We start from the raw sequence: 19324 nt of genomic DNA on the forward strand, positions 1-19324 counted from the left end.
CCAATGATCATTGGGCGTAGGAACCTTCATGATCACTGATGCCTGTGCCCGTCTTCTGCCCGCCCGGTCCTCACTGACCTATTTGCGCGGCCTCTAAGAGCGGCTTGTCCGGGCGCGATGCCGCGCCGGGTGCGCGGACGGCCGGGCCGCACGTGCCGGACCTGACGGAGGGAGACGGCGACGAGCCCGCCGGCCGGCAGGGCGGCACCGGGTGGGTTCCGGTTGACCGCCTGCTGCGGCGGCACAGCCTGCGCCAAAGCGTCGCCTGCTACCGGCGCCATGCCGTCGCCCCCGGCCGCACCAGATGGACGCCGGGCCGGGTGGCCGCTGTCGGCATCGGCGCTACGCTACGGCTCGCGCTGCTGGCCGGTCTCGGACTGGGCGGGTGGCTGTGCACCCGCCATTTCCCGGGCCTCGGCCTCGTTGCCGGCCTGCTCGTCTGTGCCTTCGCCGTGGCCCTGTGGCCGCGGAGGCCCCGGGTCTCCCGATACGCCACCGCCGTGGACGCGGCCGCGGCACCCCACCTGCACCGGCTGACCCAGCGGATCGCGGCGGCCGTCGGCGTTGCGGAACCTCATCTCATCCACCTCGACGACGGTTTCCACGCCCAGGCACTGATCTGGGGACCGCTGCGGCGGCGGCACCTGGTCATCGGGATTCCCCTGCTGGCCGCCCTGTCGCCGGAGCAGCGGGTGGCCCTGCTCGCCCTCCACCTGGCCCGCTTCCGCGTCACCGATCCGGCCACCGAGCCACTCGCCGGTGGGGTCGACACGACCATCGACACGCTGGACGCCGCGCTGTCCCTCGGAAGCCATGGCATCCAGCGCAATATCCGCGACACCCGGATCATCGAAGCCACCCTGGGCACTCCCCGTGCTGTCGCCCCTGGCACCAGCGGCCTGGTCTGGGTCGCCGAGATGCTGCTGATCCCGGTGACCGCGCCGCTGCGTGGCCTTCTGGGCGCGCTGTGGCTGCTGTACACCATCACGGTACGGCCGGCCACGCACGCCGCCGGATACGCCGCCGATGCGGTCGCCACCACCGTGGCCGGTACTGCCGCCACCCTGGACGTGCTCGACATCATGATCTCCGCCGATGCGGTGACCACCCGCCTCGGCGCTCTCGCCCGCACTCGCACCTCCCCGGCCGCCTGGCCCGCCGCCGCGGCCGACTTCCTCGCGGACACGGAGCGCCGGCACCGGCTCCGGGAGGCCGGCGCACGCCGGGAGACCTCGGCGTTCAGCACCCAACCGCCCCTGGGGCTGCGCGCGATGATGCTCGCGTCCCGGTCTCCCGCCCCGGCCACGCAGGACCTGGACGACGCCGCCAGCCAGGGCATCGACGCGGAGCTGGCCACCTACTATCGAAAGGTCTCCCGGGACCTCGCGCACGGCGCGTCGCTGACCTGAGACGTCGAGCTGTGGCACGGATCCGGGATCAGTCCCGGTCGGGATGTGCCTACCGTCAGATGCGTCAACGAAACTTCGGCGCCGGGAGGCATGCCATGAACCGCACGATCGTCCACCTCTCGGTGGCCACCGCCGCGCTCGCGCTCGCCGCGCTGGGTCTTGCCGGCTGTTCCGGGAACGCCGCCGACGATCAGGCGGAGCCGGACATGGTGCCGGCCGGTGCCACCTCCTCGCTGAAGCCGACCCCGACGAAGCAGAGCAAGTCGAAGGGCGACACCAAGATCGTCGAGTTCAAGATCGTGCAGCAGCCGAAGTGCCCCGAGGGCACCGCGGTGTACCGCGCGGATGCGGTACCGGTGATCATTAAGTGGAAGGTCAACGGCGCGACCGGTGTCGGCCTGTCGGTGGACAACCCGGAGCTGCCGGCCAGCTACGGCAACTACCCCGCTTCGGGCACCGAGACGTTCACCTTCTCGTGCGGCGGGCCGGTCGGCAGCGTCGAGACGCACACGTACTCGATCACCACCACCGGTGGGAAGCAGACCAAGCGCGCTCAGGTCAAGGCGTCGGCCAAGGTCATGGACACCGGCATCGACGGCGCGTGAGCGGCCGGTGATCGGAGGCCGGTGGCCGGTCGCGCGGCCGGCGACGGGTCCTTTGGGCCGTGACTACACGCGGGCGGTGAGGCCACGGGAGTTACGGTCCGGACCACGGCGGACATCGCGGTAGCTCGGAATTTCTCCCGGTTCCCGATGCTCCGGCTACCGCTGATACCCCGGTTTCCGGCCCGGATCGGCCTCGGTCTGGCGGTGGCTCGACGGCCGGTGGTCGCGGCCCGCCGGCGGCGCGTCCAGCGTCGGGTCGCCCATGTCGAGCAGCACCACGGCGTCGTGGTCGGGGGTGTTCGGCGGAGCGTAGTAGGCGATCAGCCGCTGCCCGTCGGTGCCGGTGAGGCTCATCGCCTCGTAGCCCAGGGTGAGGCGGCCGGCCGTGGGGTGACGGAAGCGTTTGCGGCCGTTGGTGTGCGCGTCGACCTCGTAGCGCTCCCAGAGGCCGGCGAACTCGTTGCTCTTGACCGTCAGCTCGCCGACCAGCCGGACGAACTCCGGGGTGTGTGCGTATTCGCTCGCCATCGCACGCAGGTGGGCGACCACGCCCGGGGCCATCTCGTCCCAGTCCTCGTAGAGGCGGCGGGCGGTCGGGTGCAGGAAGACGTAGCGGATGATGTTGCGCTGCTGCACCGGCCACGAGTCGATGCCGGCGAGCAGGCGCAGGCCGGCCGGGTTGGCGGCCAGCAGGTCGTTGATCGGGCTGACCACGTAGGCGGGGTTGGGGCGCAGGGCCTCCAGGAGGTGCCGTACGCCCGGGCGCGTGCACCGCGACAGCTCGGCCCGTGAGGGCTGCGCGGGGCGCCGGCTCGCCAGCTCGCGCAGGTGGCGGTGCTCGTCGCGGGTCAGTCGCAGGGCGCCGGCGAGCGCGTCGATCACGGATGCGCTGGGCCGGGTCTCCTTGCCGCGTTCCAGCCGGGTGTAGTAGTCCACGCTCACGCCAGCCAGCGTGGCCACCTCCTCGCGGCGCAACCCTGGGGTGCGCCGCACGCCGGTGCCCGCGGGCAGGCCGACGTCTCCCGGCCGTACGGCTGTGCGGTGCGCGCGCAGGAATCGTCCCAGTTCGTGACCGCGGTTCGTCGTCACCCTTCCAGCCTGTCAGCGTCACGTTGCGTCGCAACAGGGGAGAGGGGGTGTATCACGGCCAGGAACGCCGGCCGCGCGCGCGTTACGGTCGGCGCGTCAGGTGAACTCACCCCTTTCCTAGGGATTTCGAGGAATTTGCCATGGCGGCTGTCACACCACCGGCCCGGACCCCGGTCGCCCCGGTCCAAGACCGGCCGGTCGCCCCGAACGCGGTGCTCGCGGCGGCCCTGCTCGGGTTCGTCGTGATCTCCCTGGACGCGCTGGTCGTCAATGTGGCGCTGCCGGAGATCGGCAACGATCTCAGAGGCGGCATCGCCGGCCTGCAGTGGATCGTCGACGGCTACACCCTGACGTTCGCGGCGCTCATGCTCTCCGCGGGCGCATTCTCCGACCGGGTCGGGGCGAGCCGCGCGTTCGCCGGCGGCCTGGCCGTGTTCACGCTCGCCTCCGTCGCGTGCGGCCTGGCCACCGAGATGTGGATGCTGGTCGTGGCCCGGCTGGTGCAGGGCGTGGCCGCGTCGCTGACCATGCCGGCCTCGCTCGCCATGGTGCGCCAGGCGTTCACGGACGCGCACCGGCGCACCCGGGCGATCGCCACCTGGACCGCGGGCGGTGCCATCGCCACCACCGTCGGCCCGGCTGTCGGCGGCCTGCTCACCAGCGCGTGGAACTGGCGGGTGATCTTCTTCGTCAACCTGCCCATCGGCATCATCGGCCTGTTGCTGCTGCGCCGGGCGCCGCATTCGCCGCGTCGGGCGGCGCCGCTGGACCTGCTCGGGCAGCTGCTCGCCATCCTCGGCCTGGCCGGGCTCACCATCGGCGTGATCGAGGGCGGTTCCCGCGGCTACGGCGAGCCCGAGGTGATCGGCGCGTTCGCGCTCGCCGTGGTCGCGGTGGTCGCGTTTCTCATCGTGGAGTACCGGCGGGAGCACCCGGCGATGCCGCTCGGGCTGTTCCGGGTGCGCCCCGTGTCGGTGTCGATCGTCGCCGGTTTCGCGGTCAACGTGGCGTGGTACGGCACGATCTTCGTGCTCAGCCTGTACTTCCAGAAGGTGCTCCACCGGAACGCCTTCGTCGCCGGGATGATGTTCGTCCCGGCGACGGCGCTGGTGGCGATCTCCAACCTGTTCGTAGCGGCCAAGGTGATCCAGCGCTTCGGCCCGCGGCTGCCGATGGTGATCGGCCAGGCGGGCACCGTCGCCGGTCTGATCCTGCTGCTGTTGGTCGACGCGAGCACCCCGCCCGCGCTGGTGGCGCTGGTGGCCGTGCCGGTCGGTTTCGCCGGCGCGCTGGCCGTCCCGGCGCTGACCGCGCTGCTGCTCGGCGCCGTCCCGGCGGAGCGGGCCGGCACCGCGGCCGGGGTGCTCAACACGATCCGGCAGGTCGGCGGCGCGATCGCGGTGGCGGTCTTCGGCGCGCTGGTGGCCACCCGGGCCGGCTTCTCCGCCGGCATGCGGATCAGCCTCGTCATCGCCGCCGTCGTCCTCGGCGCGGCCGCCGTCGTGACGCTGGTCGCGCTGCGGGGGGCCGGTCGCCCATCATGAGAGACCGGCCCCGTGACGGTGTCCGTCAGAACGGGTTGGCCACCGTCAGGTTCTGCGGCGAGGGTTCCCGGGCGAAGCGTCGCGAGGACGCCGCCCGCTCCCTCGTAGGCGTCGAGCAGCGCCCGGTCGTCGGCGAGCATGCTGATGACCACGTCGGCGTCGGCGGCGGCCGGGCTGGCCGCCGAGTGCGCACGGTGCTCGGCGGCGAAGCGCGTGGCCTTGTCGGGGCTGGCCGAACGGCTGGGCATCGGCGTGCTCACCTACACGCAGGGGGCGTCCGGCGACGGCTTCCTCGACCTGGCGCAGATCCGCTCCGGGCTGCGGGCTGGAGCCCGGCTCGTCGCCGTCAGCTCGCCGTCGAACCCGACCGGCGCCGTGGCGTCGGCGGCCGTGTTGCGGTCGCTGGTCGCGCTGGTGCGCGAGTTCGGGGCGTATGTGCTGTCGGACGAGGCGTACGAGTCCGTGGTGTTCGCCGGCGGGCGGGCCCCGTCGCCCCTCGCCGACGGCGGCGCGGACGTCACCCTTGCCGCCCGGACCTTCTCGAAGACCTACTCGATGACCGGGCTGCGGGTTGGCGCGCTCATCTCTCCGCCGCGGTTCCGCGCGGCCGCCGCCGCGTTGCACGGTACGACCGCCGGCTGCGCCCCGGTGACGGCGCAGGTCACCGCGATCGAGGCGCTCAGCTCGCTGCCGGACCGGGCGGATCAGCTCTCCGCGACCTACCTCGCCAGGTATCGCACTGCCATGCGGATTCTCGGACCGTGGGCGCCCCGTACCCCGGTCGAGACGCTGGGGGGCTTCTACGTGTGGCTGGACACCCGGTCGACGGGACAGACCAGCGCTGAGGTCTGCGCTGCCCTCCGCGACCGGGGCGTTGTCACCTCGTCCGGTCTGGTTTACTCGGCCACCGACGGCTTCGTCCGGGTGTCGCTCACCGCCCCCGACGACGTCCTCGCCCGCGCGCTGACGCTCATCCGGGAGCAACTCGACCGGCTGGCGGCGCGAGCGCGCTGACGGCTGCCCGGCCGCGCCGGTCGAGCCGGGTCGGTCAGGTCAGGCCAGCCTGATGCGCGGCGATCGCTGCGTGTACGCGGTCACGCAGACCCAGCTTCATTAGCACCCGGACCACGTGTGTCTTCACGGTCGACTCGGCGATGAAGAGCTCACGGGCGATCTCGGCGTTGGACATTCCGCGCCCGACAAGGCGCAGCACGTCGACCTCGCGGGCGGTCAGCTGGCCGAGCCGGGCGGTGCTCGGCTGCGGCGGCGCCGCGGCGAACCGCTGGATGAGCCGCCTGGTCACGGAGGGGGCCAGCAGGGAGTCGGCGCCGCGCGCGACTTGGCGCACGGCGGAGACGATGTCCTCTCCCGACATGTCCTTCAACAGGAACCCTGAGGCTCCGGCACGCATCGTGTGATGGACGTACTCGTCGAGATCGAACGTCGTCAAGATCAGCACACGCGCGTTGTGCGCCGCGATCTTCTTCATAGCGGCGATGCCGTCGATTCCCGGCATCTGCACGTCAAGGAGGAGCACGTCCGGCTGGTGGGCCAGAACGAGAGCGACCGCCTCGTCGCCGTCAGCCGCCTCCGCCACCACCGAGATGTCGGCCTCGCCCTCGAGGATCATCCGAAGCCCGCTGCGGACAAGCGGCTGGTCGTCGGCGATCACGACGCTGATCATGCCTGGACCTCCACATCCGCCGGCGCGGGCAGCGGCAGCACGGCCCGTACCTCGAAGCCTCCGTCGTCGCACGGTCCCCAGGTCACTTGACCGTCGGCCGCAGCGACCCGCTCCCGGATGCCGGCCAGCCCGCGACCCATCACGGGACCGCTGCCCGGCCGGGTGGGTGCCGAGTTCCTGACCTGCACCTGTACCTGCTCCTCGTCCCGGCGTACCACGACCGTGACCGGTGAGCCGGGTCCGTGCCGCAGCACGTTGGTGAGCGCCTCCTGGATCACACGGAGCACCACGGCCCGCTGCTGCGACCCCAGGGCAGCCACTTCCATGACATCCGCGTCCACCGGGAGGCCCGTGGCGCGGGTTCGATCGATGATCGCTGCGAGGTTCGGCTCGGCGTCGGCGGGCTCCAGCACAGCCACGCCGTCACGCGCGGCGGCGACGATCGTCCGCATCACGTCGGGCACTCGCGCCGGGTCTGTGGTCGACAGCCGTCGCGCGGCCCCTGCCTGCAGCGCGACGACCGTGAGGCTGTGGCCGATCACGTCGTGGAGCTCGCGGGCCATGCGTACCCGCTCGCTGACGACCGCGCGGCGGGCCGCCGACTCCTCTTGCCCGGCGAGGAGCTCGTTGTTCGCCCGGGTCTGCTCAACCAGCCGGGTCACCTCGTTGACCGCGAGCCCGCCGAGCCAGAACGCCAGAATCGCCGCCTCGTCACTGAGAATCTCGGGGTTGGCCGCCGTTGCGGCGTGGCCGGCCCAGCACACGACGAGACCCACCACCGCCATCCGGCGTCGGGACAACGCGCCGACCGCGAACGACGTGGCGACGGCGAGTCCGGCCTCCGACAGAGTGCCGCCCAGTGGCGCGCCGAGGTGCGAGTACGTCGCGGCGGCGAGCCACGCCAACGCGACCGAGGTCACCGGCAGCCGCCACACCGCGACCAGTGGCAGGCCGACCGCGACGCTCGCGAGCACGGCAACCCACCCGGCCGCGGGGACGGCCAGCACGCCGGCCGACTCCGTGGCGAGACCGGCCGCGATCGCGCCCGCCGTCAGGGCCACCCACGGCTGAGCGGTAACGCGGAACGCCGGCAGGTGCTCGGCAGCGGGAGGTACGACGCTGATGGCCTCGTCGGCCGGCGCGGTCAGCGCGACCACCTCCTCGCGGGTACGGGTGAGCAGCTCCCGAGCGGCCTCTTCGACCGCTCCCGGGTCCGTGCCGGACTCGGCGTCGCCGGACAGCGCCCGCATGCCTTCCAGCAGCGTCGGCCGCAGCCGTTCCAACGTGTACAGCCGCTCGGCCAGCACCGCCGACTCCGCATTGGCACGTTGCTGACACTCGATCCGCTCGCGCTGCTCGCGCAGCATCGACAGCCGCTGTTGCCGCGCCCGCACGGCCCGGCCGACGAGCATCGGGACGAGCCCCAGAAACAGCGTGACGAACAGAACCCCGTTGAGCAGCTGCCATCCGCGCATCATCGCCGTGAGGTCGACCGCGAGTACGACTCCCAGCGGGAGCAGGACGCCGAGCCACAACACCACCCGGCTGAGTGCGTGCGCACCGAGGGAGTACGACGCCACCATGAACGCGAGCATCGGCACCGTCAGCTCCGCGCCGGCCGGCGGCCACACAAGATGGGGTACCACCGCCACCAGCACGCCCGCGACGGCGACGCCGGCGATCGCGAGCACCGGCCGCCGCCGGCGTACCGCGAGCACCGCGAGCAGCAGCGCGCCCACCACGTTCAGCAGCAGGTGCCCGGGCCCCGTGTGGCCGACGAGGGCCGCCTCCGCGACGCCGGCCAGCACGAAGCCGGCCGCGACGACGGCGTCGACCCTCGAAACACGTTGCACGCGAGTCAGCGTAGAAGGACCCGCTTCCGGCGGCGTCCTCCTCGCGAAGGACCCCGGCCGGAGGACGAGCGTTCGCTCGCTGGGCCGACGATCCGGGCCGCTGCCTTTCCTAGCGTCCTTACCGACATTCATCTCACGGAAAGGACAACGGCCATGGCAACCACCGCAACCGCGGTCGACACCGGCGCCACCGACGCGCGGTTGGTGCGCATCGTCCAGGTCGCGCTCAGCATCGGCATCGTCGCGCTGATCGGGTTCACGATCGTCTCCACGTTCTGGACCACGGTCGACGGCGGCGAGTTCAAGTACGCCGCTGACTACTGGTACACCACCTGCGGCCTGCCGTTTGCCATCGTCGGCATCGTGCACGCGTTCGCGGTGCACAAGCTCCAGCACGGCCGCGACGGAACGCTCGGCGCGATCGGCACCTGGCTTTACGCCATCGCCTGCGCCGAGCTGGCCGTCCAGTGCGGCGCGTCGGTCCTCGCCGGCGCCGAGCTGCGCTGGGGTCCCACGTACGTCCTCTGCTCGTTCCTCACGTTCATCGCGCTCGCGCTGCTCGCAGCCGGGTCGTGGCGCACCGGTCTGTTGCCGAAGTGGATGCTCGGTCTCTGGCCTGTGGTGTGGCTTCTCGGGTCGTTCTTCGCCATCGGGCCGGGGCCACTGCTGCTGGTCGCGCTGTACATCGTGTTCCTGATCGTGCTGCCGCGCCGGGTCGCGCAGCGCTCAAGTTGAGCGACGGGTGGAGCGGCCGCGGGCCGGCAGGCACGCGGCCGCTCAGCCGACCACGAGAAGCGGGCCGCGCATGGAACGGCGCGGTTTCTGGCGGGCGCATCAGCCCCGGGACGGACAGAGGTCATCTCGCGGATGGATTCGCCGATCCGGCCCAGGCCCGTACGGTCTGACCAGGTGCCCGGCCGCGCCACCGACAACACAGCTGAGAGGACCACCAATGCTGGCCCAGGAAGGCGCGGCCATCCCGTTCGAGGCGGTGGTCGAGGCGGTGCAATACACCGCCGGGCCGTACACGCCGGGGCAACTGGTGGCGCGCGACCGTCACTAGTCCCGCACGTTCAACCGACCGCAGACCATGAGCAATCCAGCGTGGTAGACCAACGCTTGCGACGGGAGTCACCCAATGGCTGTATCGAGAATTACTGAGGTCCGCAACGCCACCGGTTTCCGGGTGGTCGCGAAGAATTTCGAGAACCCGAACGATACCGCCGGGGCGGCGGGCGTGTTCGCCCCCGGTGAGGTGAGGGTGCTCCCGACGTCGTCGGCCGGGCCCGGTTGGGCGGTGCCGTGGGCCGACGACGTGTGGACTTTTCCGGCCCACCACATCGACTTCGTCCTCGAACGGCCGGACGGGTCCACGCGTACGTTTTCCGTCTGGCAACACAACGACGGCCAGCAGGACCGCATCCGGGTGTCCACAAGCGGTTTCCGCCTGCCGGGCGACCCGATCGGCGGATACGCGGCGGTAGGGCCGCTGGAGACCGCGGCCTATATGGTCCTCGGCGACAACCGGATCCTGTACATCACCGAACAGGCGCTGTGGTTGATGCCCGCGCCGCTGATCGCGCTCGTGCGCAGCATGGCTGCGGGGATCAAGGCGGACGGCTTCAGGATCTGCGGCGACCAGGTCGGTCGGTCGGTGCCGTCGGTGCCCAAGTCGACCGCGTCGGCGTTCAGCCTGGCCGGCGTGCCGTCGGACGCGCTCGACCAGCAGCAGCCTGGCGCCTGTTTCCGGTACCGGGATTCGGGCAAGCGCTACCGGTTCAGCATCGCCGCCGACGGTGCGGTGGTGGTCGATCCGCCCGTGCAGGTTCCCGCGTTGACCGGTAGTGGCAGCGTGCCCGCGCTGTCGCAGGCGATTTCCTACGACCGCCTGCGCCGCGGCGAACCGATCACCCGGCCGGTGTTCGACCTGATCACGGCCGGCGGCGGCCGGGTGTTCGCCAAGGAGGCCGGGACCGACCGGTTCTTCTTCGCCGTCGTTGACGAGATGTTCGTGCACGGTGCCTCCGGCCGGGGCGAGTTCGCGGTGCCCAGCACGTATTTCAAGATCGATCCGGAGTTCAACCTGCCCACTGCGAACCCCTTGGATCGGATGAACCACATGTTGGGCGACTTCGCCGCGCACCCCGCGGCGATCCGCTTCCCCGCCCAACTGGTCCTGATGAGCTACGAGATCCTGCCGATGATGTGCGTGCGGGTTAAGCGTGGAGTGTGGCACCTGCTGGACACCCGGCCGCCGATCGCTGAGATCGCGGTCAATGTCCGCAACAACGTCAGCGCGATCGACGCGAACCTGACCACCATGGCCAAGGTGGTCAACGGCATGTTGTGCTTCAACCTCGTCTCGTTCAACCAGGTCAAGGCGTTTCTGGACATGAAGGCCGCGGAGGTCACCGGGGCCTTCGACTCGGTCCCGCCAGTGCTGGGCTACGACCATGTGACCTGGTGCCCGAGCGGCGGCGCGACCCCGGTCACGCAACGATCCATCGACTTCCGGAAGGTTCAGGACATCGGGGTCGGGCACGTGCACTACCACCAGCAGTTCGAGGGCACGAGCGGCGGCGAGATGCAACTGCTCAGGGCGCCGCTGCCGGGCTCGCCGCTGTTCTCCGACCACGAGACGCTCTACCAGTTCCTCAACGGTCCCGTCAGCGACCTCGACGGCTACAACGACGGCACCTGCAACTACTACGCCCTCGTCCAGCTGGCCTCGGGCAAGTACGCGTTGCTGTACGTCGACGAGCAGACCTACTTCTCCTCGCGCTGGCGGCTGGTGCATCCGACCGCCGACTCCAACAGCATGTTCAGCCTGACCGCCGATCTGGTCGCCAACCCAGGCTCGTACCCGGGCTGGAACCCGGCGAACTTCTGGTCACCGTTCGACCAGGCGGGGCTGATCGGGCCGACCAGCCGGCTGGCCGTAGCCGCCCAGGTGGTCGTGGTCAGCGGGGACCTGTCCGCCAACCCGCCGCTGATCTACAGCACCAACTTCAGCTGGGGCACCGCCGACTTCACCTGGCGCTCCCGCCCACTGCCAGCCGGCGCGACGGCGGCGGCGCTGCTGGATCCGGCGACCGAGACCATGCCCACCCCCACCGGCCAGGACACCGTGTTCCCGCAGAGCACCCGGTTGCGCGACGACATGACGCTGCACCTGCGCGGCACCCGCCGCGGGGTGGCGGGCCGCTGGTACCAGCGCTACTTGCCGGCCGGCAACCAGATGCCGCCCCCGCCCCGCGACCACCTGGCGCGGCCGGACTTCACCCATCCGTGGAAGTTCCTCCCGGAGGCGGTCTTCCAGCAGGCCGACACATTCAGCCACTTCGGCGTGTACGACATCGTCGACTCGCGGACGCAGTACTACCCGGTCGACCCGTCCAGCTTCGCGGCCCTGGAAGCCGCGCACGTCGCCGCCGACGACTGGTGGTCCGACGACACCGGCCAGCTGACCCTGACCACCTTCACGTTCAGCATCGACAAACTCAACGTTCCATGGCCGCCGTGGCCGCCGTTCGCTACCGCGCCGATGCGACCAGCGTCGCTGTACAATCCGCAGGCCCTGCTTCGCTTCGTCAAACGCGGGACGCGGTGGGTCGCGGTACGCGCGGACAAACGCGACGACGACATGAAGCCCTACGATCCGCCGCCGGCGAGCGTGACCCTCAACCGGCGCGGCCCGGACGGGTCGCCCCGCACGGGTTCGGTCACGGTCAAGCTCGGCCCGGCTGTGCTGGTGCCCGGCCCGCCGGCGGTGACCTACGCCTACTTCTGGTGGGAGGGCGGCACCGCCGTCGTCGGGTTCAGCGCCCCGCTGGCCACCCGACCCGCCGACAACGTCGCCCGGGTCCGCATGGCAGCCCTCGACGGCGGCGTGATCACGCTGCTGGACGCGACGTTCGACCAGTTCCGGTCCAACGTCGACTTCGAGTACCGGTGGACGCCATCGGCGACGCAGCTCGCCGCGCTGCAGAAGTACTGCACGCCCGACGCCGCGACCACCTACGGCACAAGCATCTGGTTCGAGGACATCACCGGTCACGTGGCCGTACCCGACGAGGTGCGCTGGCTCAAGACCTGGACCTCGGTCACCGTGACCCCGACAACAGCGATCACGCTGGGGCGGCCCGCCTCATGCACCGTCCAGGCCGTCGATGCCCGCACCGGCGCCGTGCTCAGCGGCACGGTCCTAGTCGACGGCGTCGCCATCGGCTACACCAACGTGCCGCTTACCTACACGTTCGTCACCGGACGCGAGGTGGGGCTGGTCCGCGTCGTGGGATACCCGGACGCGACCGTCCGGTGGCCCTCGTTCCAGAACCCGCAGTTCGCGCTGACCGTCAGCCCAAACCCGACACCCCTCAGCACCCCGATCCAGCTGCTCATCACCGCGGTCGACGCGCAGACTCGCCAGCCCGTGTCCGGCGCGACGGTCACCCTGACCAACTACTCGCTGACAGGCAAGCCCAGCACCATACAGTTCCCGGCCGGCACACCGTACTCGATCACGCTACGCGCTTGGGCGCAGCGCAGGATCCTGCCCCAGCCTGGCCCGGATCCGGACCCGCCCCTGATCATCTACCCCACGGCCACCGTCCGTGCAAACGGGTACCCCGACGCGGATGTCCCTTTCGACTTCCCGATCGATGGGGTGTGATCCCAGCGTGCGCGCCGACGGACAGTCGACCAGGCTTCGCCTGCGGTGTAGTAGCACGACTGGTCGGATTGAACGACCACAGGCTCACACCGGATCACCCGGTGCTGGCCTGCCGGCGAGACCGCCGGGCCATCCACATCGCGTGCGCGACCAAACAGGCCACCAGTATCACCATGCCGGCCAGCGGCAGAGCCCAGCGGTTCATGGCGTCGACATCGAGGTCGGCGCTGCGATCGTCGGGTCCGGCCAGCCACGCGCGCCATTGCCGGCCCGCGTACGGGGTGAGTTCGATGTCGGAGCTGCGGACGAAACTCACCGTCACCCCAGTCGCCGTGAGCGAGCCGTCGTCGGACCGGAAGGCGCCCGTGCAGTCGACGGCGTAATAGCCCTTCTGCGCCGGTGTGAACGTGCACGCCTCGACCGTGAACATGCCCGGGTACTCGCGCTGATGCACCTGGACACCATGTAGCAGCCGTACCCCGAGCAGTACCACTGCGGTCAGCAGCACCACCGCGAACAGCCAGCCGGGCCGCAGGGCTCGCCGCCATGGCGCTGCCATCGTCGCCACGCATGGCAGCATATGGCTCCGGCGCAAGACCGACGGGTGCAACCGTTCGTGGACTGGGCCGGTGCTTGAGACAGGGCACACTCATCGCGGCAGGCTGGCAGGGGCGCGCACGAGGTCCGAACGGTCAGCGCGGGCTGAGGCCGAGCATCGGGTCCAGGTCGAGCGGCGCGGGCGGCGGCAGCGGCCGGGCGTGCTCGGCGCTGAAGGCCGCGAGCAGGTAGCCGACCAGCCGCCGGGACGCGGCCCGGGCCGCCTCGGCCGACTTGGCGACGATGCCGCCGTTGGCCATGACCAGCAGGGCCAGGTCGCCCGGCACGAAGTCGGGGCGCAGCCCCCCGGCCGCCTGGGCGCGGCGGGTCAGCTCCGTGAAGCCGTCGATGGCCCGGGCCCGCTCGCGCTCGACGTCGAGCGCGTCCGGGTAGGCGGCGATGAACGCCGCGGTGAAGCCCCGGTCGGCGGCCTGCATCGCGCACACCTTCTCGATGGCGGCGCAGAAACCGCGCCACGGGTCGGGGTCGGCGAGCGCCTCGTCGACGACCGACGTGCACGCCTGGAACTGGTCCGCGAAGACCTCGGTGACCAGCGACTCTTTGGTGGGGAAGCGGCGGTACAGCGTCGCGATGCCGACCCCGGCGCGGCGGGCGACCGCGGCCATCGGCACGTCGAGGCCGCGCTCGGCGAACAGCCCGCGGGCGACCTGGACGATGCGGTCGCGGTTGTGCCGGGCGTCGGCGCGCAGGCCGGCCGGGATACGAGACGGCGCGGTAGGCATCCTTATCACTTTAGGTCAACCGGACGGTGCTCTCCATTTACGGTGCTACCGTGGCCGCCACGAGGTTCCCGTCGCGTTGGAGGTTGTTGTGGGGTACCGCCGGCGGCTGCCCAAGGGGGCGGTCCAACGGGTCAACGCCTGCGTGTTGTCGCTGCGCTCGTCGCCCCGGTGGGGACGGCTGGTCAGCCGGCGGCTCACCGTGGTCACGTACACCGGGCGCCGCTCCGGGCGCAGGTTCAGCACGCCGGTCGGCTACCGGCGCGCGGGCGACACGGTGACGATCGGCGTACAGCTGCCCGACGCCAAGGTGTGGTGGCGCAACTTCCTCGACGAGGGCGGCCCGATCTCGCTGGAGCTCGATGGCGCGGACCGCACCGGGCACGCGGTCGCCCGGCGCGACGAGCGGGGCCGGGTCAGCGTCACGGTCCGGCTGGACTCAGGGGCCGGCGCGGACCGGTAGCCGGGCCGGCGTGCCCCGTTCCAGTTCAAGAAGTTAGGGTTCCTGGCCCATGGCGTTGCGGGCCGCCTGTCCGGTGATCAATGGCTCGCTGTCCAGCCCGCGCCCGTCGAACGGTGTCGGTACGAGCGCCACGTCGGCCCGCCCGTCGTGCAGGGCCGGCAGTTGTTCGCCGTATCCGCCCAGCAGCAGCTCCACCGGCAGCACGTCATATGCCTCGAGAATCCTCGGTAGCAGCCCGGCGTCGTAGTCGGCCTTGAGGGCCAGCCTCAGCGTGGGCACACTTCTCCCGGCGTGGCGGGCGCGGTTCTCCGCCGCGGCCACGGCGTGCAGGGCGACCCGGGCATCGTCGAGCAGGGCCCGTCCGGCGGGAGTGAGAGCGACCCGACGAGTGGTTCGAATCAGCAACTGTACGCCGAGCTGTTGCTTCAAGTCTCGGATCGCCCGCCGTCAACATCAGCTCTGGCGCCACGCAGATGCCGATGGCGGGCAACGCGATCTACTCGGCCACCAAGACCGCGGTGAACTGGCTGAGCCAGGTGGGCCGGCTGGAGCTGGAGGGCGACAACATCCAGGTCACGCTTCTGCTGCCGTCGGTCACCGCGACCGAGTTCTATGAGACCGGTAATGGGAATCTGCCCGCCGGCGTGGTCGCGCATTCCTCCGAGTACGTTGGCAGGGTGATCCTGCGCGCCCTGCGCACCGGCGAGGAGCGCATCGATATCCCGCACGGCCCCGAACAGCCGGAGTTTCCCGAGGCAGCCTGACCCCTGGCCTGATCCTGGCTCGGGTACCGTCCGTCACCGCCGTCAGAGCGTGCGGCGAAAGCTCATGTTCTTCGCCAGGGCACCCCGCCGCCGGTACCAGCGTGCCACGTCGCTGGCGCCGCGCCGCGCCTCCTGCATGACGCTCCAGTCCGTGGGTCAGTGTTCGCTCAGCCGGCTGAGGAACTGGCGGGTTCGGCCGTTCTGCGGGTCGCCGAGGACCTGTCCCGGTGGTCCCTGCTCGATGATCCGACCGGCCTCCATGAAGACGACCTCGTCGGCGACGTCGCCGGCGAAGCGCATCTCGTGGGTCACGATCAGCATCGTCACCGAGCTGCGCTCGGCCAACCCCCGGATGACCGAGAGCACCTCGGCCACCAGCTCCGGGTCGAGCGCCGAGGTCACTTCGTCGAACAGCAGCACGGACGGGCGCATCGCGAGCGAGCGGGCGATCGCGACCCGCTGCTGCTGGCCGCCGGAGAGCTGGTGCGGCCGACTGCCCGCCTTCTCGGCGAGGCCGACGCTGGCGAGCAGTTCGCGGGCCTCGGCCTCGGCGCGCGCCCGGTCGAGCTTGAGCACCCGGCGCGGGGCGAGCGTGATGTTGTCCAGCACGGTGAGGTTCGGGAACAGGTTGAACTGCTGGAAGACCATGCCCACCTTGCGTCGGATCGGTCCGAGGCTCCGGGCGTGCGCCTTCACATGCGGGCCGTTGATCTCGACCCCCTCCACCCTGATCGACCCGGCCTCGATCGGCTCCAGCATCGCGACCGTGCGCAGGATCGTAGTCTTGCCCGATCCGCTCGGGCCGATGAGGGCGATGCGTTGCCCCGCCCGTACCGAAAGGTCGATGTCGTCCAGAACTGTTGTCTCGCCGTATCTTTTGCGGACGGCAGTGAGACTGATCCCGCTGCCCGCCAGGTGGGCAATGGCGGCGCCCGGCGCCGTATCAGGCCCGTCGGTCATGAGCGGGCTCCCTTCCGCGAGATGCGGCGCTCGATCGCGCGGATGGCGAAGGAGGCCGGCAGGGCGAGGGCGAGGTACATGGCGCCCATGACGGTGAACAGCGTCGTGTACTGGAACGAGGTGCTGGCGAGTTTGCGGGTCACCCCGAGCAACTCCAGCACCGTGATCGCGGAGAGCACCGCGGAGTCCTTGAACATGGAGATGAGGTTGTTGCCGAGCGCCGCGAGCACCGGCGGGATCGCCTGCGGGAGGATCACCGTGCGCAGCGTGGTGAACGTGGAGAGGTTGAGCGTGCGGGCGGCCTCCCACTGTCCTTTCGGGACGGACAGGAAGCCGCCACGGAACGCCTCGGCGGTGTAGCAGGAGAAGTGCAGTCCCAGGGCGACGATGCCGAGGGTCAGCGCGTCGATGAGCACGCCGTAGCGGGGCAGTACGTAGAAGAGGAAGAAGAGCTGGACGAGCAGCGGTGTGTTGCGGATGAACAGGATCCAGCCGGCGACGACGTGCCGCAGAACTGGTACGCGCAGCACCTGCACGCAGGCGAGCAGCAGCCCGACTACCACCGCGAGCACCATGCCGAGTCCGGTGGCCATCGCGGTGATCCGCAGCCCGTCAAGAAGCTCGGGAAACACTGAGCGCAGGTAGTCGCCGTCCACTGTGGGCTCCTATCGGTGCGGGGACGGGAGGCGGCGGCGGTAGAAGCGTTCCAGCAGCCGCATCCCGCCCGACATGGGCATGGACATCACGAAATACCCCACCAACAACAGGGTGTACGCGAGCGTCAGGTCCAGCACACCGGTGGTGGCCCACTGGTTGATCGCCCGGGTGAGGTCCGAGACCGTGATCAGGGAGACCAGCGCCGAGGCCTTCAGCACGTCGATGAGCGTGTTGCCGGCGGACGGAAGCATCGTCGGCACGGCCTGCGGGAACACCACCCATCGCATTCCCTGCCACCGGCCGATGCCCAGTGTCTGCAGGGCTTCCCACTGTCCTCGTGGTACGGCATTGACGGCTCCCCGCACGATCTCCGCCCCGTAGGCTCCCGCGTTGAGACCCAACACGGCACATCCGACCGTCAATGGTGGCAGGACGATCCCGAACTCCGGCAGCACGAAGTACGCCCAGAACAGTTGCACCAGGGCGGACGTACCCCGGAACACCTCGACGTAGGCCCCGGCGACCAGCCGTACCACGCGCAGTCGGCTCAGCCGCGCCAACCCGGCCACGAGGGCGACTGGGATCGCGATGAGCACCGCGACCGCGACCACCACGAGGGTGACGAGCGCACCCCGCAGCAACGAGTCGACGACGGTCTGGGTCATCGCGCCGCTATTTCCAACTCGCGTTCGGGCACAGCGTCTTGGCGGTGACGTCCTTGGGCGGCAGGCTGTCCTGATCGTATCCATACGGCGACTGGAGCTTCAGCAACTCACCGCTGTCGAGCATCTTGGCCAGTTCGGCGTTGAAGCCGTCGCGCAACGCGGCGTCTTGCGAGCGCAGCGCCCACGCGCCATACGCGATGACCTCCTTGCCCTCGACAATGGGACCCTTGAAGGGTTTGGCGATCTCCAGCCCGCTGGCGCCGTAGTTCTTCAGGTCCTGCACGAGCGAGAACGTGGCGTTGAGGTACGCGTCGGCCCGGCCCTGCCGGACTGCCTCGACGCCGAGCGCCTCCTCCTGGAAGAGCTGGATCTGGCTCTCCTTCACGCCGGCCGCCTTGGCCCAGTCGATCTCCGCGTTGCCGGTCTGAATGGCCACCTTGACGTCGGGCTTGGCGAGGTCGGTGAAGCTGTGGATGCCCTTGGGGTTATCGGTGCGCACGAGCGCGCCTTCGAGGTACTGCGCCATCGGGTTGGTGAACGCGACCTGTTCGCAGCGCTTCGGGGTCACGTAGAAGGGGAACGCCGAGATGTCCCAGCGGTTGGCGACCAGGCCCGGGATCATCGCGTCGAAATCGACCAGCACGGGGTCGACATTGGGCACCCCGAGCTTGGCGAGGATCGCGGTGAGCACGGCCGGGCCGCTTCCGGTGAGCTTGCCAGTCTTGTCGTCGGTGTAGGAGAGGGGCTTGTTGTTGATGAAGGCGATCCGGATCGATCCGCGCTTGCGCGCCTCGGCGAGGGTGTCACCGGTGGCACTGCTGTTCTTATCCGTGCCCTTACCGCACGCGGCGAGCACCGCGCCGGTACCCACCGCCCCCGACAACGTGAGGAATCTGCGTCTGGTGACAAAACCAGCCATAGTGATCTCCTGTCCGAAATGTTGAACACAGTCCAGTGTCTGTTGTGGACGGACTCTGGGAGTCGCTGCCGGTCACTGGCCGTCGCCTTGCCAGCCGAGGTCGCGGGACATTGCCTGGCAGTGCCGGGTGAGCGTGTTGACCAGGTGGTCGCGGTGTGCCGGTCCCTCACCGAGGCGGACGCGGGGGATGGAGCAGCTCATCGCGGCGACTACCCGTCCGGTGGCGTCCCTGACCGGTACGGCGACGCAGAAGACGCCGGGGGTGTATTCGCCGTCGTCCTCGCCGAAGCCGCGCTCGCGGATTTCCTTGATCCGGTCGAAGAGTTGCTGTGGTGTGGTGATGGTGTGCTGGGTGAATTTGCGCATGGTCACGCCGTTGAGGCGGGCCTCGACGTCCGTCTGGTCGAGGTGGGCCAGGAGTACTTTGCCGAGGCCGGTGGCGTAGGCGGGTAGCCGCATCCCGACCCGGGATACCAGCCGCAGTGGATGGTCGGCCTCGACTTTGGCGATGTAGATGTTGTCGATGCCGTCGAGTACGGCCAGTTGTACGGTTTCGTTGAGTTCGTTGCGGGCCGCCCGTAGGTGTGGTTCGGCTCGGCCGGCGAGGTTGTCGAGGTAGGCGAAGCTTTGCGCGGTTTCCCAGACCCGTATCCCGATCCGGTAGCGGCGGCGTTGCTCGTCCAGGTAGATCCAGCCGCGGCCG

At 70.3% G+C, this 19324-nt stretch carries 19 protein-coding genes; 8 read left to right on the forward strand and 11 right to left on the reverse strand.

Going from position 1 to position 19324, the window contains the following annotated elements:
- The first annotated feature begins 104 nt into the window (after nt 1-104).
- Together ACGFI8_RS46820 and ACGFI8_RS46825 are read left to right on the forward strand one after the other, a co-directional pair.
- Complete coding sequence (locus ACGFI8_RS46820; protein WP_392815319.1) at nt 105-1409, forward strand: hypothetical protein; 1305 nt, start codon at nt 105-107, stop codon at nt 1407-1409.
- Between the two features lie 95 nt (nt 1410-1504).
- Complete coding sequence (locus tag ACGFI8_RS46825; RefSeq protein ID WP_392815321.1) at nt 1505-2014, forward strand: hypothetical protein; 510 nt, start codon at nt 1505-1507, stop codon at nt 2012-2014.
- Between the two features lie 156 nt (nt 2015-2170).
- Here ACGFI8_RS46825 and ACGFI8_RS46830 read toward each other — a convergent pair whose 3' ends face one another.
- Entirely contained in the window at nt 2171-3103 is a 933-nt protein-coding gene (locus ACGFI8_RS46830; protein ID WP_392815324.1) for a helix-turn-helix transcriptional regulator, read from the reverse strand.
- 140 nt (nt 3104-3243) lie between these two features.
- Between ACGFI8_RS46830 and ACGFI8_RS46835 the strand changes: the two genes are divergently transcribed.
- Nucleotides 3244-4647 carry an MFS transporter gene (locus ACGFI8_RS46835; RefSeq protein ID WP_392815326.1) on the forward strand — a complete coding sequence of 468 codons (1404 nt, stop codon included), beginning with the start codon at nt 3244-3246 and terminating at the stop codon, nt 4645-4647.
- 144 nt (nt 4648-4791) lie between these two features.
- A complete protein-coding gene (locus tag ACGFI8_RS46840; RefSeq protein ID WP_392815328.1) occupies nt 4792-5661 on the forward strand; it encodes a pyridoxal phosphate-dependent aminotransferase in 870 nt (289 codons plus the stop codon).
- A 34-nt stretch (nt 5662-5695) separates the two neighbouring features.
- Here the strand turns inward: ACGFI8_RS46840 and ACGFI8_RS46845 are convergent, their stop codons facing one another.
- Both ACGFI8_RS46845 and ACGFI8_RS46850 read right to left on the reverse strand, forming a co-directional pair.
- Nucleotides 5696-6331 (reverse strand): response regulator, encoded by a 636-nt coding sequence (locus tag ACGFI8_RS46845; RefSeq protein ID WP_392815331.1) that lies wholly within the window; start codon nt 6329-6331, stop codon nt 5696-5698.
- Complete coding sequence (locus tag ACGFI8_RS46850) at nt 6328-8184, reverse strand: sensor histidine kinase (RefSeq protein ID WP_392815333.1); 1857 nt, start codon at nt 8182-8184, stop codon at nt 6328-6330. Before ACGFI8_RS46850 ends, ACGFI8_RS46845 begins: the two co-directional genes overlap by 4 nt.
- A 153-nt stretch (nt 8185-8337) precedes the next feature.
- Between ACGFI8_RS46850 and ACGFI8_RS46855 the strand changes: the two genes are divergently transcribed.
- Both ACGFI8_RS46855 and ACGFI8_RS46860 read left to right on the forward strand, forming a co-directional pair.
- A complete protein-coding gene (locus tag ACGFI8_RS46855; RefSeq protein WP_392815336.1) occupies nt 8338-8919 on the forward strand; it encodes a hypothetical protein in 582 nt (193 codons plus the stop codon).
- A 403-nt stretch (nt 8920-9322) separates the two neighbouring features.
- Nucleotides 9323-12856 carry a hypothetical protein gene (locus ACGFI8_RS46860; protein ID WP_392815339.1) on the forward strand — a complete coding sequence of 1178 codons (3534 nt, stop codon included), beginning with the start codon at nt 9323-9325 and terminating at the stop codon, nt 12854-12856.
- Nucleotides 12857-12950: 94 nt separating this feature from the next.
- Here the strand turns inward: ACGFI8_RS46860 and ACGFI8_RS46865 are convergent, their stop codons facing one another.
- Nucleotides 12951-13424 (reverse strand): hypothetical protein, encoded by a 474-nt coding sequence (locus tag ACGFI8_RS46865; RefSeq protein ID WP_392815341.1) that lies wholly within the window; start codon nt 13422-13424, stop codon nt 12951-12953.
- A gap of 124 nt (nt 13425-13548) precedes the next feature.
- Complete coding sequence (locus ACGFI8_RS46870; protein WP_392815344.1) at nt 13549-14196, reverse strand: TetR/AcrR family transcriptional regulator; 648 nt, start codon at nt 14194-14196, stop codon at nt 13549-13551.
- Nucleotides 14197-14272: 76 nt separating this feature from the next.
- Between ACGFI8_RS46870 and ACGFI8_RS46875 the strand changes: the two genes are divergently transcribed.
- Nucleotides 14273-14656, forward strand: coding sequence for a hypothetical protein (locus ACGFI8_RS46875; protein ID WP_392815346.1), 384 nt, complete (start codon nt 14273-14275; stop codon nt 14654-14656).
- A gap of 33 nt (nt 14657-14689) precedes the next feature.
- On the opposite strand, the gene ACGFI8_RS46880 is transcribed toward ACGFI8_RS46875, so the two are convergent.
- Nucleotides 14690-15094 (reverse strand): LysR family transcriptional regulator, encoded by a 405-nt coding sequence (locus tag ACGFI8_RS46880; RefSeq protein ID WP_392815361.1) that lies wholly within the window; start codon nt 15092-15094, stop codon nt 14690-14692.
- A gap of 41 nt (nt 15095-15135) precedes the next feature.
- On the opposite strand from ACGFI8_RS46880, the gene ACGFI8_RS46885 reads away from it, so the two are divergent.
- Nucleotides 15136-15420 carry an SDR family NAD(P)-dependent oxidoreductase gene (locus tag ACGFI8_RS46885; protein ID WP_392815349.1) on the forward strand — a complete coding sequence of 95 codons (285 nt, stop codon included), beginning with the start codon at nt 15136-15138 and terminating at the stop codon, nt 15418-15420.
- Nucleotides 15421-15576: 156 nt separating this feature from the next.
- Here the strand turns inward: ACGFI8_RS46885 and ACGFI8_RS46890 are convergent, their stop codons facing one another.
- The 5 genes from ACGFI8_RS46890 to ACGFI8_RS46910 form a co-directional block, all read right to left on the reverse strand.
- Nucleotides 15577-16380 carry an amino acid ABC transporter ATP-binding protein gene (locus ACGFI8_RS46890; RefSeq protein WP_392815351.1) on the reverse strand — a complete coding sequence of 268 codons (804 nt, stop codon included), beginning with the start codon at nt 16378-16380 and terminating at the stop codon, nt 15577-15579.
- Nucleotides 16377-17036, reverse strand: a complete 660-nt coding sequence (ehuD, locus tag ACGFI8_RS46895; RefSeq protein WP_392815353.1) for an ectoine/hydroxyectoine ABC transporter permease subunit EhuD — start codon at nt 17034-17036, stop codon at nt 16377-16379. Before ehuD ends, ACGFI8_RS46890 begins: the two co-directional genes overlap by 4 nt.
- Before the next feature lie 9 nt (nt 17037-17045).
- On the reverse strand, nt 17046-17702 hold the full coding sequence (gene ehuC / locus ACGFI8_RS46900) for an ectoine/hydroxyectoine ABC transporter permease subunit EhuC (protein ID WP_392815354.1): 657 nt from the start codon (nt 17700-17702) through the stop codon (nt 17046-17048).
- Between the two features lie 7 nt (nt 17703-17709).
- Nucleotides 17710-18621 (reverse strand): ectoine/hydroxyectoine ABC transporter substrate-binding protein EhuB, encoded by a 912-nt coding sequence (ehuB, locus tag ACGFI8_RS46905; protein ID WP_392815356.1) that lies wholly within the window; start codon nt 18619-18621, stop codon nt 17710-17712.
- A gap of 72 nt (nt 18622-18693) precedes the next feature.
- Nucleotides 18694-19324: IclR family transcriptional regulator (locus ACGFI8_RS46910; RefSeq protein WP_392815358.1), on the reverse strand; the 631-nt coding region annotated here is incomplete at its 5' end.

Origin of the sequence: Dactylosporangium sp. NPDC048998 (assembly GCF_043197855.1) — a bacterium.
Lineage (GTDB): Bacteria > Actinomycetota > Actinomycetes > Mycobacteriales > Micromonosporaceae > Dactylosporangium.

Excerpts from the sequence above, each read along its gene's own strand:
- ACGFI8_RS46825 (WP_392815321.1), top strand. The coding sequence starts at position 1,505 with ATGAACCGCACGATCGTCCACCTCTCGGTGGCCACCGCCGCGCTCGCG.
- ACGFI8_RS46835 (WP_392815326.1), top strand. The coding sequence starts at position 3,244 with ATGGCGGCTGTCACACCACCGGCCCGGACCCCGGTCGCCCCGGTCCAA.
- ACGFI8_RS46840 (WP_392815328.1), top strand. The coding sequence starts at position 4,792 with ATGACCACGTCGGCGTCGGCGGCGGCCGGGCTGGCCGCCGAGTGCGCA.
- ACGFI8_RS46845 (WP_392815331.1), bottom strand. The coding sequence starts at position 6,331 with ATGATCAGCGTCGTGATCGCCGACGACCAGCCGCTTGTCCGCAGCGGG.
- ACGFI8_RS46855 (WP_392815336.1), top strand. The coding sequence starts at position 8,338 with ATGGCAACCACCGCAACCGCGGTCGACACCGGCGCCACCGACGCGCGG.
- ACGFI8_RS46860 (WP_392815339.1), top strand. The coding sequence starts at position 9,323 with ATGGCTGTATCGAGAATTACTGAGGTCCGCAACGCCACCGGTTTCCGG.
- ACGFI8_RS46870 (WP_392815344.1), bottom strand. The coding sequence starts at position 14,196 with ATGCCTACCGCGCCGTCTCGTATCCCGGCCGGCCTGCGCGCCGACGCC.
- ACGFI8_RS46885 (WP_392815349.1), top strand. The coding sequence starts at position 15,136 with ATGGCGGGCAACGCGATCTACTCGGCCACCAAGACCGCGGTGAACTGG.
- ACGFI8_RS46890 (WP_392815351.1), bottom strand. The coding sequence starts at position 16,380 with ATGACCGACGGGCCTGATACGGCGCCGGGCGCCGCCATTGCCCACCTG.
- ehuC (WP_392815354.1), bottom strand. The coding sequence starts at position 17,702 with ATGACCCAGACCGTCGTCGACTCGTTGCTGCGGGGTGCGCTCGTCACC.
- ehuB (WP_392815356.1), bottom strand. The coding sequence starts at position 18,621 with ATGGCTGGTTTTGTCACCAGACGCAGATTCCTCACGTTGTCGGGGGCG.